Here is an 18,052-nt window from a genome sequence, read left to right on the forward strand (position 1 = left end):
ATTAATCCAGCCAGTGTAATTCAGTTGCAGCCGGTTCAGAACCGGTTATCTCAGTCCAGGCTTCATGATAGATATCAAGTTGAGGTTTATATGCCCTGGTTTTACCTATCTCGTCTTCTTTATCTTTAGGTCGGCCAGTTTTAAAGTCTATTATCTTCCAGCTGTCATCATCTAAAAAAACAAGGTCAATTATACCGGAGACATATTCATTACTATCTTTCTGGTAATAGAATGGAACTTCGGTTTCGATTCTAACCGATTTACCGAGTTTCTCATATAAATCGGACTTAAGAAAGTCGCTGGTTATCTGCTCTAATGCCTCCAGGGCAGTATCTTTTAATTCATTTTTCTCAACCAGCATCTTAATAAAGTTATTTATCCTGTCTGGATCATCTTTACCATAATCATTTATAATTTTTTCGATAAGACGATGGGCCGCAGTTCCATAATCCATACTGCCCTCATCATCTCCCTTTAAATATTTGTATAAGTCTCTTTTATCGAAGTCTGTAGCTGATTTCAAGGAATAGGTTGGTTCTTTTAATCTATCAGAAAAATCTTTTTCCTTTTCAATGAATTTTTCAAATTCCTTTATTTCCACTTTAGTTTTATTAGCTGATTTTTTAGTTGAATAAGTTTCAGGTATCTCCAATGAAGGAACCCCTTCCTGGAGCAGCCTCCTCCATGGATTATAAGGATCTTTTGTGAAATCAGATTTTCTTATACATTCTGAGCTGCTGATTACCAGCAGATTTTTTGCTCTGGTGGCAGCTACATAGATCAGCCTTTCTTCTTCAGCTGCTTCTTCTTTAATTTCTATATTCTCATAATATCCCCAGTCAGGTGGATATGCGATAGATTTAGAATAATATTGACCTATATCTTTTTTAAAACAGAAGAAACCTGTATTAGTATACTCACCTCTAATTATATGTCTATCCGGGGAATGGTTGCTCCTATCAAAAGGTCCGGCAAGAATAACTACCGGAGATTCCAGGCCCTTTGCCCTGTGAAGATTCATCAGTCTAACAGCGCTGGATGAAGGGTTTAAGTTCAATTCTTCTTCTATACCATCTGCAAAAATTTCTCCTAACCTATCTGTCATATCGGAGAATGAGAGATAATCATTAACTTCGGCCTCTCTTATATATTCCAGCAGGTAAAATATATTGCTGGCCCTGTTTTCAGCCAGATCAAGATTTAAAGTATATGGAATCAGGCCAAGGTCAACAACCAATTTATTGAGAAAAGCTGCAGGAGAATATTTAAATTTCCAGTCATGATATTCCTTTAGTTGTTCTATTGCTTCTGCCAATCTATCATTATTTATTGTTTCAGGGTCCTGTTCCAGTAATCTAAAATTATTACCGTTAATTCTGTGTTCATATAGATCTTCATCGCTAAAACCAAAATACAATCCTTTAAGCACAGCCACAAGATAGCTATCCTCTTCAGGTTTATCGATTAATTTTAATAATTTATGGAGATCTCTTAACTCTTCAGCCGACCGGTCAAAGGTACTGCCTCCGGTGACATCAACAGGTATATTATATTCTTTGAGTTCTTTAATATATTGCCCAATAGCTTTTTTCTTCCTGAGTATAATCATGAAGTCATCATAAGTAACTTTTCTGGTAGTTGCCTGATTAGTTTCATTTTCAGGTACAGTAATTTCCAGCCCATTTTCCACTGAAGAAGCTATAAATCTTGCTATTTTCTTTGCATCTTCTGCAAACATCTCTTTTTTCTTTGAATATTCACTGCCAATATTTATTTTTTTAATTCCTTCATACTCCTTTTCTGCCCGGTCTCTTACAGGATCCAGCGGGGCATAGATTTCTGTATTGCCATTATCATTCTCAGTAAATATATTTTCTATTTTCCCATTTAAATAATTTGTGAGGCCAGGTATTGTTCTAAAATTACTATTAAGATAAAGGACCCTGCCACCTGTATTTTCTATCTGTTTTTTAACCTGATTGTAGATGGCTATATCTGCCCTTCTAAACCGAAAAATAGACTGTTTTGGGTCTCCAACAACAAATAGAGAACCTGGTATAGGTTTTAGCTGTCTCCAGTTTTCTTCACCGGTATTTTTACCGGTTAAATAAAAGATGATTTCAGCCTGGAGTGGATCTGTATCCTGAAACTCATCTACCATTAAGGCTGTATACTTCTGCTGAAAATCTTGCCTGAAAGATGGATTATTCTTTAAGGTTTTAGCTGTTGTATATAATAAATCCTGAAAAGTAAGTTTTGCATGATTTAATCTTTCCTGGCGATAGAAACTTAAAGCAGGCTCTAAAAACTCTACTATTTTCCGATGTCTGTACTTATACCACTGCTCAATAAAGGGATCAATATAATTGGCCTTAATACCAGGAAGGGTTTCATCTCTATATCTCTTTGCTACATCGTTTTTGGTCCATTTATATAATGTTATGCTAACACTTTTATTAAATAGCTCAATAATATCTAATTTCGCCAGGTCGTCTTCAATATTTGCATATTTATATTGATAATAGGCTTTTCTGACTGCCCTCTGGGTTCCATCATAGCCTTTATCTGGTTCCTGATCTGGGATATAGTTGATTGCTCGATTTGCAAAATCAATTACTCTATTATAGGTTTCTTCTATATCAGGTTTAGTTTTATCAGAGACTGCTATTTCAACATCAGGATATTCACTTAAAGTCTTAAAAGTATCCCTTAATTCATCTGGTGATACTCCTGTTGATTCGGGTTCTTCTATTGCCTCAGGGTTATTTAGCCTTAATTTATTTAAATAGCGATTATAGGCCCTGTCTAAAAAGTGATCCTCTTCTCTTTCTGATATTTCATTAAAATCAGGGTCAAGACCTGTCTCCACCGGCCTTTCTCTTAAAAGACTGGCAGCAAAGGAATGAATAGTCCCGATATAGTACTGGTTTAAGTTGTTCAGGGCCTCATTAACTCTGTCTCTTTCGATTGCATCGAGATTGCTTTTAAGTTCATCTTCAAGTTTTGTCTGGATTCTCTCTTTCAGTTCTGCTGCAGCCTTTCTGGTAAAAGTGATGGTGGCTATACTGCCAGGAGAATGGAGGCCGGATTTAACCAGGGCAGTAAATCTGGATACCAGGCTGGTCGTCTTACCTGAACCTGCTCCAGCCTCAACAAGTATATTTGATTCGAGATCATTGATGATTGCATCTCTTTGTTTTTGATCGCTTAACTCTTTAGTCATAGGACTTAAGCCTCCTTAAAGAAACCAGCTTATCGTGACTGTCATCATTAAATAAATTAGTTAGAGCGTCATTTTCATCTCTTTCACAGATATTTTTATTGAAATCACATATCCTGCAGATAGTCCTCTCCCGATCATAAGGGGCTGGAACAAAGGTCCCCTCTGAGATGGAACTCAAAAGTATATCAATTATTTCTATTAAAGTATCCTGCCTGTTATTGGTTCTAATATATTGAGGAGTATTTGCTTTCGGAGCAACAAAGAAGTAAATTGAATTTTTAACATCTATATTATCTTCATCTACTCTCTCATAGGCAGCTGCGTAAAGGGCATGCTGGAGCTGCTGGCCCTGATTAAAATAATTATTTGTACTAAAACTATAATCGCTGCCGGTCTTATAATCAATAATATTATAACTGCCATCCTCATTTAGATCTATTCTATCGATAAATCCCCTGATATTAATCTTACTATCATCGGAAAGACTAAGTTCAATATCATCAAATCCATACTCAAAGGAGATTGGTTTTGAATCAGTTTCAATATTTTCTGCAAGATTGAGAAAGTGACGACAGAGTTTCCTGATATTTTTAAGTTCCAGCCGATATATATTATCATTTGGTGGAGAGATATCTGCTTTTAGCTTTTCGGCCTCCTGGTCAGCTATTTCAAGAATTAAATCTAAATGTTTAGCAACAGAAGGTTCTTCATTCATATCTGTCAGTTTTTCAAAGAAGATTCTATAGATTCTATGGAGGAGCGAGCCCTTCTCAAAGGCCTCCAGCCAGGTGGTCTGGTCTTTTTCCTGCTCCGGGGTGGATATATTCAAAATATATTTCAAAAAATATTGATAGGGGCATTTTGCCATTGTTTCAAGCCGGCTGGCAGACACCTTTAAATCATCATTTTCCCTGGGGTCAAATCTATCATCTGGATTATCAATATTACCTGTATACTGATTGAATTCAGGCTCAACCTGTAAAGTTAAAACTTTCATTCCAGCTTTAAAATCTGGATAAAAATACTCTAATAATTCTTGATTATTTTCAATTTCATTTTCTTTAATATATTTATAGAGCCAGTAATCTTTAACTGTAAAACTTTGCTCTTTATCAGGCGGAACAAAGCCGGCTGGAGCAGGCATCAGCTTTTTAATATCACTGTAATCCAGTGAATCATCATGCTTATCTTCTCTGAAGGCTTCAAGATAAATGGAGGAAGGAGACTGTTCTCTATTCTCAATAATATTAAAGGTTGAATAGCTTAATCGGGTATTACCTTTACTACTTAAAATTATCTGCTTTAATTTTTGAATCTCTTCTCTATTTTTATCACTTCTGGTTTTTAAAGATGAGTAACTGCTTCTTTCTCTATCAAGTAAGACTGGATCTTCATTTCTGGCACCTGGCATATTCTTATCTTCTAAACCTATGAAAAATTTATTATGGCGATTGGACCAGATAGAATCCTGATATGGTGCCAGATGGAGATGGCCAGGTTCTGGACTGCCTGACCCAATCCTTTCACCGACAATCAAATCCTCTAATCGCTCTATTACCACTTCTTTTTCTTCCGGTATATCAAAGTATCTAATAAAAAGTTCAAGCTTAGTTATGACTACTTCTCGGGCTTCTCTATTGATTTCTGTATCAGTTAACCCATCACTTTTTACCTTTTCCAGAATCATGCCGGCAAGATCATCAGGCTCTACCACTCCAGAGATACTAAAATCATTATCAATCCTTTTTAGCTCCTGAAAATATATTTCAGCTGGCTGACTGTTCTTAATGGAAATTCCCCGGGCAAAAGTAACAGGGAGGTTATGTTCAATTGAAAAATCATAGAGCAGCTGGGAATATGGCTCTTTTTTTAAGTAATAGACTGCTGTATTATCGAGTTTTATATTCTGCTCTTTAAGCCCTCTAATGATATTTATTAATTCATTGCTGCTCCCATAGGCATTTAAAAACTCAAAATTCATATCCTGCTGAGCATTTTTATCCTGAAAGATATCTATTTGATATTTCTTTAGACTGTCAGGACAGATACTATTTAAACAGGATTCTTCAACTGGAGTTAATTCAAAAATATCAGGTTTAATTAATATCTCTTCTGATAGTTTAAAATCTTTTTCTACTGCCCTTTTGTATAATCCAGCTTTATCTAAATAATTACTGGATTTCAGTCTGGATTCATAGCTATTTAAGATTTTAAATAAATCATTTTTCTTTTTATTACTGATAAAATCATTAGCGTTTAAATCATCTGAAGTATAACCCGCCATTCTATATTCCTGAATTGAGTCTGCCAGCATTCTTAAGACACCATCTGTTAAAGCAAGTTGATTTAAATATTCAAGCTCATTTTTAGAATGGAGTTCAGATAAAACTCTATAAACTAAAAAGGTGGAATGAAAGTTATCAATTACCTCCAGATCATTTCTGAAAAGATCTGCTTCCATTAATGATTTGACCAGGCTAAAAACTGTCTGGATGTTGATATTTAATAATTTTATATTTGCATCTACTAATTTATGAATGAATTGATTGCCACTTGAAAACCCTGGCATAAGAAGAATTTTTGAAGCAAGCTGATGATCTGCCGAGATCTCTTTTAAAGCAGAAATATAATTAGACAAGGTTAACTTCTCCTTTCACAGTAATCAGTAATAATGATTATAAATATTCAAACTTATCTCTAATGTCATAGTTCACGATTTGCTAAATATATCCTGCAATAATTGTATATTTGTTTATCAGAATAAATTAAATAAACCGGCAATATTTCAGCCGGTTTAACTTCAATATTGCATTTTTAGTTTATCATTTAAGGTGGACAGTTGTTGTCTGGTTTGATAATATAAACTATCTAAGCTTTTTGCATTTTTATTTTTTAACTCTGCAATAATGAGGAATTTTAGTTTGTAACTTTCAGGAATTCCACTTTGCAATTCCCGGTAATTATATTATGCAATAAATAGTCATCACTTAAATCTTAAATTTCTTTTGTTTTTGTAACAGCCAGAAAATAATTTTAGTAAATCTGATTAAAAACTCTTCTTGGGTTGGCGATAAATTCAAGGATGGTGCATTCAAAAATAAGTCTATCATTATCAGGATCTGTAATTATTAAATTATCATTTTCAATATGGATCTTGAAGCTCTGATTGGAGAACCCTGTAATGCTAGTTTCTTTGTTAATGTTATCTATACCTTTGGTTTTCAGGTGGACTTTAATCTCTTCTTTTAGACGTTTGAGTTCCAGCCAGATGCGCCATTCTTCCAGGGATTTTATGCTTAACTCTGGAAGGGTTTTGGCACGCTGGAGGAGCATATCATTAGTATAAATATAATTGCCTATAATGCCATATCCTTCAGCTTTGATTGGTGGGTTAAGCTGATTCCATTCTTCAACTTTAAAAGCCAAATACAGGCCTTCTGGTGCGTCTCCTGACGAATGGGAACTGGTATATGTGTCAGCTGTAAATAGATTCTTCTCATATGAATTATTACTAGATTTATTACTGTCTGATTTGCTACCTGGAGCCAGGAATATATCTGAACCTGATTTAACATCAATTTCTTTGATCTTACCGTAATAATGGAGTCCGGCAGACTCCGGGAATTTTTTTGCTGACTGATAAAAACCTATATATTCTAAATTTTTTGATAGGATTGCCTGATTATACTTAATGTAAAAGACATTTTCTTCAAGGCAGTGCTCTAATAATCTTCCAGTCTGATTTTCGTCAAGATTATACCCACTTAAGGAGCCAATAATAACATTATCTTTAAAGTCGGTTTCCTGCTGATATCTATCTGTCCCAGCTGGCAAAAGATTTCTCTCATAATTGGTCAGGGCTGATTCTTCGATTAATTCTTCAAGGAATTCTGATACTAATTCTGTGTGGTTAGGCAAAAATGGAAAGGCACCGACATTGATTTTATCGATACTCTTATAAAATTGATGGTCTTTATATTTCTCTTCATCATTATATGGGAATAAGACATAGGCACCAACTACTGCTCTGGTTGGTTCTGACATGTCGTGACTGTCTGAGCTTGAATTATTAGACTTAAGTTCTGAGATGATGGCATCACGATAGCGGTGCATTGTGTTGATGGTGGCTTCTTCTGGTCCAGGGATACTATTATCTTTTCCACCATTACCTGGATTTAGACGATATTTTGCATCAAAGACAAAGTGATATTCAACATCTGAATTTTCTTTATTGAGAGTCAGAACATTATCTGGTTTCTGGCCTGTTGTTAAACTGCTGGCAACCATCTTATTATATGAGAGTGTAAACTTCTCCCCTGTCTTGATATTTTCATAATGAACCTCAGCCTGATTACCCTTAGAGAGAGTAACATTAATGCCTGAGTAATCGAGATCTATTAAATTATGCTTGATCATATCATATTTATCATTTTCTCTGATCAATCTATTAAGTTTCAGATAGGACCAGTATTCATAGAGCTCCCAAAGTTCTTTTAATGATAGCTCAAAAACTTTGCCCTGGAGAGATAATCCCTTTAATAGCATAAGATAATATTTATATAGCTCTCTATACCCTGGTGCCATCTGAAGAACAAGGGTTATTGAATCCAGCTTATTTAGCTCACCAATTCCGGCCAGAAAACTATGTTTGAGATTATATTCTAACTTTCTCTGCATAGATTTTAATTCTGTTAATAGTCTTTCGTCAGTTTCTCGCTGCATTGAGTTATATCTATCAGAAAATCTATTTAAACGCTTATTGAGCTGGTTAAAAATCCAGCGAATAAACTTATTTTCAAAGGTATTAAAGCTGGTCCTTTTCTCGACTGTTAAAAGTTTTCGGGGCAGCTCCAGTTCTCTATCGTAATGCTGGCTATTCTTATTGATCCATTTTATACTCTGGCGATTGAAATCCTTAACCTTTGATGCCGGTTTTACCTTTTCTTCTTTAACCAGGCGATGATGGGGATAAGCTTTAATTCGATTAAATGCCTTTAGCAGATCATTAAAAATTGTTCTTAGAATTGTATAAAACTCTGAATCAGTTGCAGAGTCTGACTCTTTAGGGCGCATCTCTTGATAAGTCTTTTTAAGAAAGTCATAGGCCAGATTATAGACTTCCTCATTAACTTCACGAATTAATTGCTGATAATCCTCTTGATAATCTATTTTGCTAGGAAATACTTCTATCGTCAATGAAGCTATAGTTTTGCCATTATTTTTTAAAATAAGATCGCTTAAACCGATATCACTATTAAAATTAATGCTGCCAAATAAATTTTTACTTGTTTTGGTTGGTGGAGTGACTGCCTCCCTGATTTCTCGGTTAATATGATCAAATTCTATTTGATTATTAAGTTGATTTTCAATTTTGCTCTCTATATAAATGTCATAATCCTGATATTCGAAAAATACCGGATTGATAACGATAGATTCAGAGTCTGCCTTTATTAATTGATCTTCCTGGCGTTCATAATATTTAAGAGTTACCTGACCATGATCTAGAGCATATAATGATAAATCAACTCTGGCTTTTTGATCTATATTGGCAGGTTCTAATATACCTGCTTTAGGATGAGCAGGCTTGCCCTTAATGGTCATTAAAAAGGCATCAGTTTCTATTTGAATAAGCTCTTTCTTTTTGAGTTTTTCAGACATATAAACAGCTCCTACAACCAGAAGGCGGTAAAGCCGTCCTGTTCGTATCTTTCTATCATTTCAGCAATCTTCTTAGCTGAATTATAATATTTAATGTCATCATAATTACTAATAAGATGATCTTTTAAATCCGATGATTGCTCGCCCTGTTCAACTGAGAACTGGCCTCCAGCAGTAAATTCAAAGAGATCCAGTAATATATCTTTTAAAACTCGACTGCTCCCCTGAATTCTCGGAAGGATTTTCTGATGAATCTGATAATCTAATGCTTTGTTGAAATCCATTAAATTATGGCGCTTATTGTAGATCATATAAAAATTAATCTCATCCCGGATTCTGTAACCTACTTGAAGATTAGCTGGCTTTAATCTCTTATTGATATCCTGGAGTATCCTGGTAGTCTCTACAATTTCAGCTTCTTTTTCTGGGAGAAGTTCTATCAAATTAAGATATTCTGTTCTTAAAGTATGATTATCAATTAGCATAGATTCAATATCTTCTTTATCTAGATCAGAATCAGAACTAAAGGCCATGAGATCAATTCTATTAAATTCAATAGTATTAGCTCTATCCAGAACTTTTTTGCTAAAAGGATGGGTAGTCTCATCCATATTAACAGTGCCTATTATATGAAGATTATCAGGCAAATAAAGCTCGCCATACTTATTTAATGTATCTTCATTATTGCCTAAATCAGATTTTGAAATCAATTTGTCAGTAGTTAGTTTTCCTTTAGAATTAAACTTTCTGGTCTCCATTTTCGAGAGAAAGTCACTAAAATAATATTCAACTCTAGCCAGATTCATTTCATCCAGGCAAATAATATATGGTTTTGCTGGATTCTCTTGTGTGGAATTTTTAGATTCCTCAACTGCCATCCTAATAGTCTCGATCAATGGACCTGGCTGAAATTCCCCCTGGATATCTGTATAACCTAAAAGATCAGAGCTATCACTCCAGTCAGGCCTGACAGAGATTAGCTTAAAGCGATTATTCTCAGTTGTGCAGCCAATAGCTTCAGCAAAGAGCTGGACCAGTTTCGTCTTACCTGTCCCAGAGATCCCGGCCAGGATAACAAAGGACTTAGTTTTAAGTGATAGATAAAAGTTTTTAATGAGATCATCTGGATAAGTAAATCCTTGAGCTTTAATATAATTTTCGATTCTTACGATTGTATTTGCTGTATCTAAGTATTCCAATTCTTCATTCTCTTTTGACTCATCTGGCTGATCAACTATTTCATAATGGGAGGCATACTGGTCATATATATTCAAAAGCTGCTTTAAATCTGCTTTTAATTTATCCTCTGAAATTGCACCTGATTGAATATCTGCAAAATTATATTTGAGATAAGCAATAGTTGAATCCTCATATTCAGAACCTTTGACTGATTCTGCAAGATCTATATTATCATCAGTATTTAAACCTTCTAAATAAAGATCATCTCTTAATTCTTGCTTGACCTTCTTTAATTCAATATTTGCCGTTTTCGTCACACCCTGATTTAAGGTTAAATAAAGCCTCTCCATATCTTCAGAAAAGAGATAGACTATATAAACACCTTCCTGGGTAGTTGTAGTTATATTTTTATTTAAGATAGCAAGCCATGGAACATAGGCCCAGTTGCCCTGGCCGATAGAACCTTTATATAGAAATTTATCCTGATTAAAGTTAGTATCGGCAGCCACTATCTTTTTTAGGAGATCTGGTAATTCATTACGTAATATATCTCCTAATTCATGGCCAGAAAACCTTTCTTCTCTTCTAGCATCCTGATATTCTTCCATTATCTTTTGGAAATATTCTAAGAGAGTCTCCATTATATCAGCCTTTCTATATGTGAGTGAACTATTCAACATCATTTAACCATTTTATTTAGACATAATTAAGTTTGGATTCTATATTTTCGTTATTGTCCTTAAATGTTTCAGCCTCATTTATTTCTCCATCTGATTTATCTTTTTTTTCATAGGGTTTAATATTAAGGGAATTAAGAATTTTAATTATTGAACTCATAGCTTGCTCAGGATTAGCATAAAAATTGGAACCAGATACTCGCCAAAATGTCCATCCCACACGTTCTAATCGCTGCTGTCTTAGTTTATCATCCCACCATTTTTCCGGAGGATGCCAGCGATCCCCATCACATTCTACAGCTAATCTGTTATTTTCTCCTTCAACTACTAAATCAATCTTATAAGATCCAACTTCTACCTGAGGAGTTACCCTATAACCTCTTTCAACTAGCCAATCATATACGTCTTCTTCAAATTTAGAATCACAATTTTTCTTTTTATCCTCATGTACTTTATTAGAGCTAATTCCATTTTTAATATAATTTAGTAACTTGCATCTTAAATCATCTGGATTAATCAGATCAATTCCTAATTGAACAGAATGAAATAATATTAATTTATCTTTTGCTCTACTAGTAGCAACATTAACTCTTTGCTCATATGTTTTACCAGACAGAGCTCTATAGTTATCATTTTCACCCCCAACAACCATTGATAGAATAATTATATCTCTTTCATCCCCTTGAAAATCATAAGCATCTCCAGCGTGAAATCTTATTCTTTCCTGATCTTTAGTACTAATATAATTATCAATTAAATTATAGATATATTTAGCTTGATCTCTACCGGTTAAAGAAATAACCCCAAAAGTCTTGTTTTTATATCTATCTTTTTGAAGTAACTCTTGGATTTTTTCACAAATAGCTTTTGCCTCAACCTTATTAACTTTATTTTCTCTATAACCTTCTCTTATATAAATATTTTCTAAAACCGGTTCTAATTTTTCAATTTGAGCAGGATTTCTTAATGGAACTATTTTATTTTGATAAAACAATTCATTACTAAAAGTAATAATCTCTGGTAAACATCTAAAATGTTCTTTTAGCATTAAACTTTTTGTTCCGAAAAATATTTCAGCTAACTCAAAGATACTTGTCTCCAAATCAAAATTATCATTATAGGGAATATTTTTTAAATATTTACTTATATAATCAAAAACTTTCTGTTTATCCCTACCCACTGCTGAAGGTGTAATTTGCTTTTCATCTCCAACAATAATTGCTTTTTTTGCTCTCAATAAAGCCAGTAAGCTTGTTACATTAGACTGACTAGCTTCATCAATAATTACAACATCAAAAGTTGACATTTTTTTAACAGTAGTTTCAGAAACCTTATAAATAGGCATTATCCATGCAGGTACAGAATCTCTTGCCTCTTTCATATACTTGCGAGCTTTTTTTGCATATTTATTAGCATATTTACCATAACCCTTACCAATTTTTTTTATCATACCCTTCCAGCTTTTTAAAGCTCTAATATTCTTTTGAGTAATATTATTAATTAAACTAATTTTAGTTGTAACATCTACAATATCTTCTTTTAATTTAGTAATAGTATCTTGATTTTCTTTCAATTCACTTTCTAATTTTGCCATCTTTTTATTTTTGTTCTCTATATCTTTTAAATATGATTTTAAAATATTGAATTTCCAAGCATTTTTCCAATTATTTAATTTGAATTTATTGGAATCCATTTTATAATCTAACCAATCTTCATACCATAAAGGTGATTCAATTTTAACTATTTCTAAATAACTTTTCATTTCTTCAAGTTTCTTGTAGTCTTCATTTAATTTTGATATTTGATTATAATATTTACCCCAATCATCGATACAATTTTTAAATTCTATATAATCTTTTTTTAATATTTTTAATAAATTTATTGCTAGTGGATGAGCTTGATCATCTTTAAAATCAAGTAAATATTTTTTTTGATTATTATATTTCTCATCTGATTTATTTAATTTTAAATTCTCAATTTTGAGATTTAAAACTGTTGAAATATTTGTTAATTCATTTTCTATATTATCAACAATTGACTTCCCTGAACCATAAATAACTTCACTCAACATTAGCTTTAACTCATTTTTAAGTGTTTTGGTATAGTTTAAAGCATTAATAATTTTATCAACAATTGAATTTACTTTTTTAGCCTTATATTCAATTTTAATTTCTGGCAAATTATTATCTACAAAATTAGCAGCAAAATTATCCCAGTTAACTATTAATTCTTTTTGAATAATTTTACTATCAACAAAAGCTTTAATCTTGCCCCACTCACCTTTATCTTCAGGAAGCTTTTGATTTAAGCGAACAGATTTAACTGCTTCTTTTTGTCCTTTATCAAGTAAACCAAATAGACTTATAGCATTCCAAGGATTTTTACCATTTTCTACTCTTTCAATAGCTTGATTTATAAAATTTTGATAAATTTTATAATCATATTTATCATTAAGTTCAATACTATCTGTAAAACTTAATTTCTGGGCTTTTTCTTGTATCATTTCATTAAGATTTTTTATTTTTAACAAACTGGATTCTATATTATCTAATTCATCTTTATTATTTTCAATAAATTCTATTGCCCATGTATTATTAATATCAAAATAAATATCTTTTACTTTTTGAGTTAATTCATAACTTTCTCTTAAAACTTGTAAATTACTTTTCAATTCTAAACCATCAAAATAATAATTGATTTCTGATTCTTTTTTTGCGATTTCATACTTATTTTCTGCAATATTTTCAAATTCTGCTTTAGTTATTATTTTATTTATATTTGGCAACTTATATTTTACTAAATCCTCTAATACTAGTTCAATTTTTTTTCTTATTTTTAAAGCTTCTTCTAGACTTTCGCTTGAAGGAATAGAACTTGGATGTAATTTTATAAATTCTTCAAATTCATTTCTATTCTCTTCTATTTCATAATTTGGAAAGTCATTAAACCAATTATATTTATAATTTTCATTTTTTATAAATCTTTGAGCATCGGCTGGATATAGCTCTTGGTCCATTGGACTTATATAAACTGCTTTATCAGCATTAGATAATTTTTTCATTTCTGATTTAATATTTTCTAATTTTTCCTTTTTATGTTCAAATGATTTTTCTAAATTAGATTTTTCTTCTAGTAACTGAGCTTCCGATGAATTAGAAACAATGTTTGTAATATTATCTATTACTTTTTCTAATCTTTTTATTCTATTATCATCGTTTGATAATACGGTCATGCTTAATTTTTCGACAGAATCAGGCAGCATATCAGAAAGAACTTTTAGAGCTTGTTCTTTCTCGCTTGTTACTAATACTCTTTTACCGCTAGCCACAAAATGAGAAACAAGATTAGCTATAGTATGACTTTTACCAGTTCCAGGAGGTCCTTGAACCACAACTCCCTGGCTTTGCTCTAAATAATCTAATATTCTTACCTGTTCTTGATTAATTTTTTTAGGAAATAATACACTCTTATCTAATGTGCTATCCCATTCAGTATGGCTATTAATCTTACTGTGATCAATCTTTTTATTTTTTGGAGGAGTTAGAATTTGTTTTAAAATCGGATTGTTTATCTCAAAAGTTGTATTGATTTCTTTTTTAAATTCTTCAATATCTTTAATCTGTTCAACTATAGTCTTTTTTCTAGTAAATAAAATCCAACCATTAAATATCTTTAAATTTTTACTTATTTTACTTGAATTCAAATTATTTATATTTTTAATTTCAGCATTAGAATCAAGTTCTTTTAATGAATATAATAAATCTTTAAATCCATCTTCATCAGAATCAGAATTTAATAAATTATTAAAAATCTTATTAATGCTTTCTCTTTCTTGTAAAGTTAAAAATTCAGCAAGCTGTTCATCTTGAACCATCCAATTTGAATCATCAGGATAAGTAATATTAATTTCATTAGATTTGCCATCATAATTTATAGTCATATCATGAGTAATAACAGGATAATTAAGAAATGAATTATCCTTATGCCACTGAACTAAGCCATATCCAATGACAAATTCTATATTGTCTTGATAATTCAAAGCTTTTCTTTCTTTAAATAACTGATTATATATTTTTCTAGTTTTTAAAATAGGTTCAATATTCTCTAGCCAAGTTTTTAGTTCATTAAGATACTTTTCATAAACTTCTATTCTTTCATCCTCATCATCAAAATAAATTACTTGTTTTTCTTCATCTATGTCATTAACTAGTTTTTTATTTATTTTATGAGGAAGACTATATTTATCACTTTGTTCAAATTCTATCCACCCATTTAATACTTCAGGTATTTCTGGTCTTTTCGGTTCATCAGGTCTCTTAATTGTAATAACTGGAGGAGATAATTCAGTTTCTTTTTCTATAGTAATATAATTTTCAGATTTAAACTGAAATTCATATAATAAAAGATTGTTATATTCATCAATATTATAAGTTGTTTTATAACTTAAACGAATAACTTCTTCCAAATAATTAAAAAAATCTAATCCATTTTCTACAATGTTTTGCATATATCATCTCTCCGATTTATTAATTTTATTAAAACTATTCTATATCTTTTTTTAGGCTTTCTAATGTTTCATCATTATGAATCAAGAATATTCTAAGAGAGTCTCCATTATATCAACCTTTCTATATGTGAGTTAGATCCAGAAAGCAGTAAATCCGTCCTGTTCATAGCGCTTAATCATATGGGCTACTTTATCTGCAGATTGAGGATATTTAATATCCTGATTATTTTCTAGATGTTGAATCATCTGTTCACTAATCTTTCTATTCTCAACTTTAAAATTTGTATCAGCAAAATAATCGAATAAATCTATTAAAATGTTTTTAAGTTCTCTGCTACTGCCCTGAATTCTAGGCAAAATCTTTTGTTTAATCTGATAATCCAAAGCTTTATTTTGATTCTCCTGGCTGTCATTAGAAAACAATCTATAATTATCTGCATGAATCATATAAAAGTTTATCTCATCTCTAATTCTATAACCAGCATGGAGATTTGCAGACTTTAAAATCTCATTGATATCTCTTAAAATTCCTGTAATCTCTTCTATATGACTTTTCTTCTCTGGTAAAGCATCTATTAAATTTAGATATTTCGTCTTTAAAAACTGATTTTCTTCATTTAAAGTTTCAATATCTAAATCATTTTGGGCTGGCAGATCCATTAGATTAATCTGATTAAATTCTATAGTATTGGCCCGGTCAAGAACCTTTTTGCTAAATGGATGGGTAGTCTCATCCATATTAACAGTCCCGATTATGTAGAGATTTTCTGAGAGATGTAGCCCTTCATACTCATGCTTGTCGGCAACTTCAATATTTTCTTTTTCGAAAAAAATAATATCTGATAAAAGTTCATCAGTAACTATTCTATCCTGCTTATATTTCCTGGTTTCCATCTTTGAGAGAAAGTCACTGAAATAATATTCTACCCTGGCCAGATTCATTTCATCCAGACAGACAAGATAGGGCTTATCTGGATTTTGATTGGCCAGCTTTATTGTTTTAATTAATGGTCCTGGTTGAAAATCACCTTTTATATTAGTATAGCCTAGCAGATCAGAAGTATCACTCCAGTCCGGCCTGACAGAGATTAAGTTGAATTGCTCTCCATTACAACCGACAGCTTCAGCAAAGAGCTGAACCAGCTTTGTCTTGCCTGTACCAGAGATTCCTGCCAGTAGAACGAATGGCTTGGTTTTAAGTGAGAGATAGAAATTTTCAATAGTACCTGGTTTATAGCTGAATCCTTTTGCATTTATGTAGTTTTTGATCTTTCTAATTTTACTTTTAATGCCTGTTTCATATTCTAAATCCTGATCATCCTTGTTGTCTTCAGAAACCTCTGGGTCATTTTGCTTTAAATCATTTTCATATTCAATACCATCGTTTAAAGTCTTTATAGCAGTATCTATTGAATTATATTTATTTATAATTTTTTCTAGTTTAGTATCTGCTATAAATGAAAAACCCTGGGGAGTAAAATTTTCACTATAACCTACAAACCTGTTAAACTCTTTGATACTTATATCTGTTTTAAAAATTATCTCGACAAAAAATATGTATTCCCAGGTCTCTCCTTTAGTGGTTGTTCCCCAGATGCTTTCTGCTAGTTGATGGTTCTGGACCTTTGCTATAACCCTTCCGTAATGGGTAAAGGTCTGATTTGATCCATAGAGTAAAAACCTGTAAACCTTTTCTAGCTTATTCCAATTGCTTTTATTACTAGTACCAGGAGTTGCACCCCACATATTAACATTTTCAGGATTTTCTAATTCATCTAGAAAGCCGTTATCAATATAATCAGCATAATCCATTAAATTTACGGAATTCTTAATAGTTTTAGTAACATGTTCCTGGGCAGCTGAGCTGCTGGCAGTAAAATAAAAAAGTTTATTCTTCTGATCATTACCCATAGTTAGTTTAGCCTCCTAACCAGTGCTGAAATTCTAGGATTACAATTCAGTATATTTAGCATTTGAACCATAAGATTTATTTACAGGATATTTCAAGTTATTTTTCTTCAGTTTCTTAGCAACTATCTCTTGAATATCCAGGTCCATTCTATCGGCCATTAAAATAGAATATATAATAATGTCTGCTAATTCATCTTTAATCTCAGCTTTTGAACTTTCAATAGCTTCATTGCTATTAACCCACTGGAAAAGTTCTAAGAGTTCATTGGCCTCTAATGATAAAGATATTGCTAGATTTTTTGGTGTATGGTATTGTGACCAGTTTCTGTCATCTCTAAATTTAATTATTTTATCTATTAGTTCTTGATCTATCATTATTGAACCTCCGTAGAATATAATTTCTTTATCTATTTACACTTAATTCTATTATTCTTTATTGAGCTGATTTTACCTGCATGATAAGCTAACTTATGTTAAATAATCATAAGAAAGGTCAAAAGTATCTCTAAACAAACTACATTATTGTTTTGACTTTGTATTTAGCATAAAGTTATTTGCATAAATTTTCTCGAATCTGTTTCATTTTAAGGCTATGGTTTTTAGCATCTATGCTATTAATATTATATTTAACCATTTACTAAGTTTATCCTGCAATAACGTATAATAAATATTGACTTTGTTGATTTAAAAAAAAGTATTTAATTTAATCAATAATTAAAATAGTGAAATGAGGTTCCCCCATATTGAGCCTATAGAGTTATGAAGTAAATGCTAGAATAACTGGATATAGAGAAGTTCATAGTTTTAATAGTCTTACAAGTCAAGGCTTTTCACCTCATAACCTTTAGATTTAACTTTAATTTAAAGGTCAAACAATTAAATACTCCCTGAATTTCT

7 protein-coding genes are annotated in these 18,052 nt (G+C 31.8%); all 7 read right to left on the reverse strand.

All coding sequences use genetic code 11. The features are described 5' to 3' along the window. Window position 1 precedes the first annotated feature (1 nt). The 7 genes from I0Q91_RS03305 to I0Q91_RS03335 all read right to left on the reverse strand — a co-directional run bounded on the left by I0Q91_RS03305 (window position 2) and on the right by I0Q91_RS03335 (window position 17,530). Window positions 2–3,223, reverse strand: a complete 3,222-nt coding sequence (locus I0Q91_RS03305; RefSeq protein ID WP_270452852.1) for a UvrD-helicase domain-containing protein — start codon at window positions 3,221–3,223, stop codon at window positions 2–4. After that, complete coding sequence (locus I0Q91_RS03310; protein ID WP_270452853.1) at window positions 3,216–5,861, reverse strand: PD-(D/E)XK nuclease family protein; 2,646 nt, start codon at window positions 5,859–5,861, stop codon at window positions 3,216–3,218. Before I0Q91_RS03310 ends, I0Q91_RS03305 begins: the two co-directional genes overlap by 8 nt. Window positions 5,862–6,256: 395 nt before the next feature. Continuing rightward, entirely contained in the window at window positions 6,257–8,881 is a 2,625-nt protein-coding gene (locus I0Q91_RS03315; RefSeq protein ID WP_270452855.1) for a restriction endonuclease-like protein, read from the reverse strand. An 11-nt stretch (window positions 8,882–8,892) separates the two neighbouring features. Continuing rightward, window positions 8,893–10,701, reverse strand: a complete 1,809-nt coding sequence (locus I0Q91_RS03320; RefSeq protein WP_270452856.1) for an McrB family protein — start codon at window positions 10,699–10,701, stop codon at window positions 8,893–8,895. A 55-nt stretch (window positions 10,702–10,756) separates the two neighbouring features. Next, window positions 10,757–15,244, reverse strand: a complete 4,488-nt coding sequence (locus I0Q91_RS03325) for an AAA domain-containing protein (RefSeq protein ID WP_270452857.1) — start codon at window positions 15,242–15,244, stop codon at window positions 10,757–10,759. A 132-nt stretch (window positions 15,245–15,376) separates the two neighbouring features. Next, window positions 15,377–17,155, reverse strand: a complete 1,779-nt coding sequence (locus I0Q91_RS03330; RefSeq protein WP_270452858.1) for an McrB family protein — start codon at window positions 17,153–17,155, stop codon at window positions 15,377–15,379. Window positions 17,156–17,194: 39 nt separating this feature from the next. Then, window positions 17,195–17,530: a nucleotide pyrophosphohydrolase gene (locus tag I0Q91_RS03335; protein WP_270452859.1), complete on the reverse strand. Its 336-nt coding sequence runs from the start codon at window positions 17,528–17,530 to the stop codon at window positions 17,195–17,197. Window positions 17,531–18,052 lie beyond the last annotated feature (522 nt).

It is taken from the genome of Halonatronomonas betaini (assembly GCF_015666175.1).
Taxonomy (GTDB): Bacteria; Bacillota; Halanaerobiia; order Halanaerobiales; family Halarsenatibacteraceae; genus Halonatronomonas; species Halonatronomonas betaini.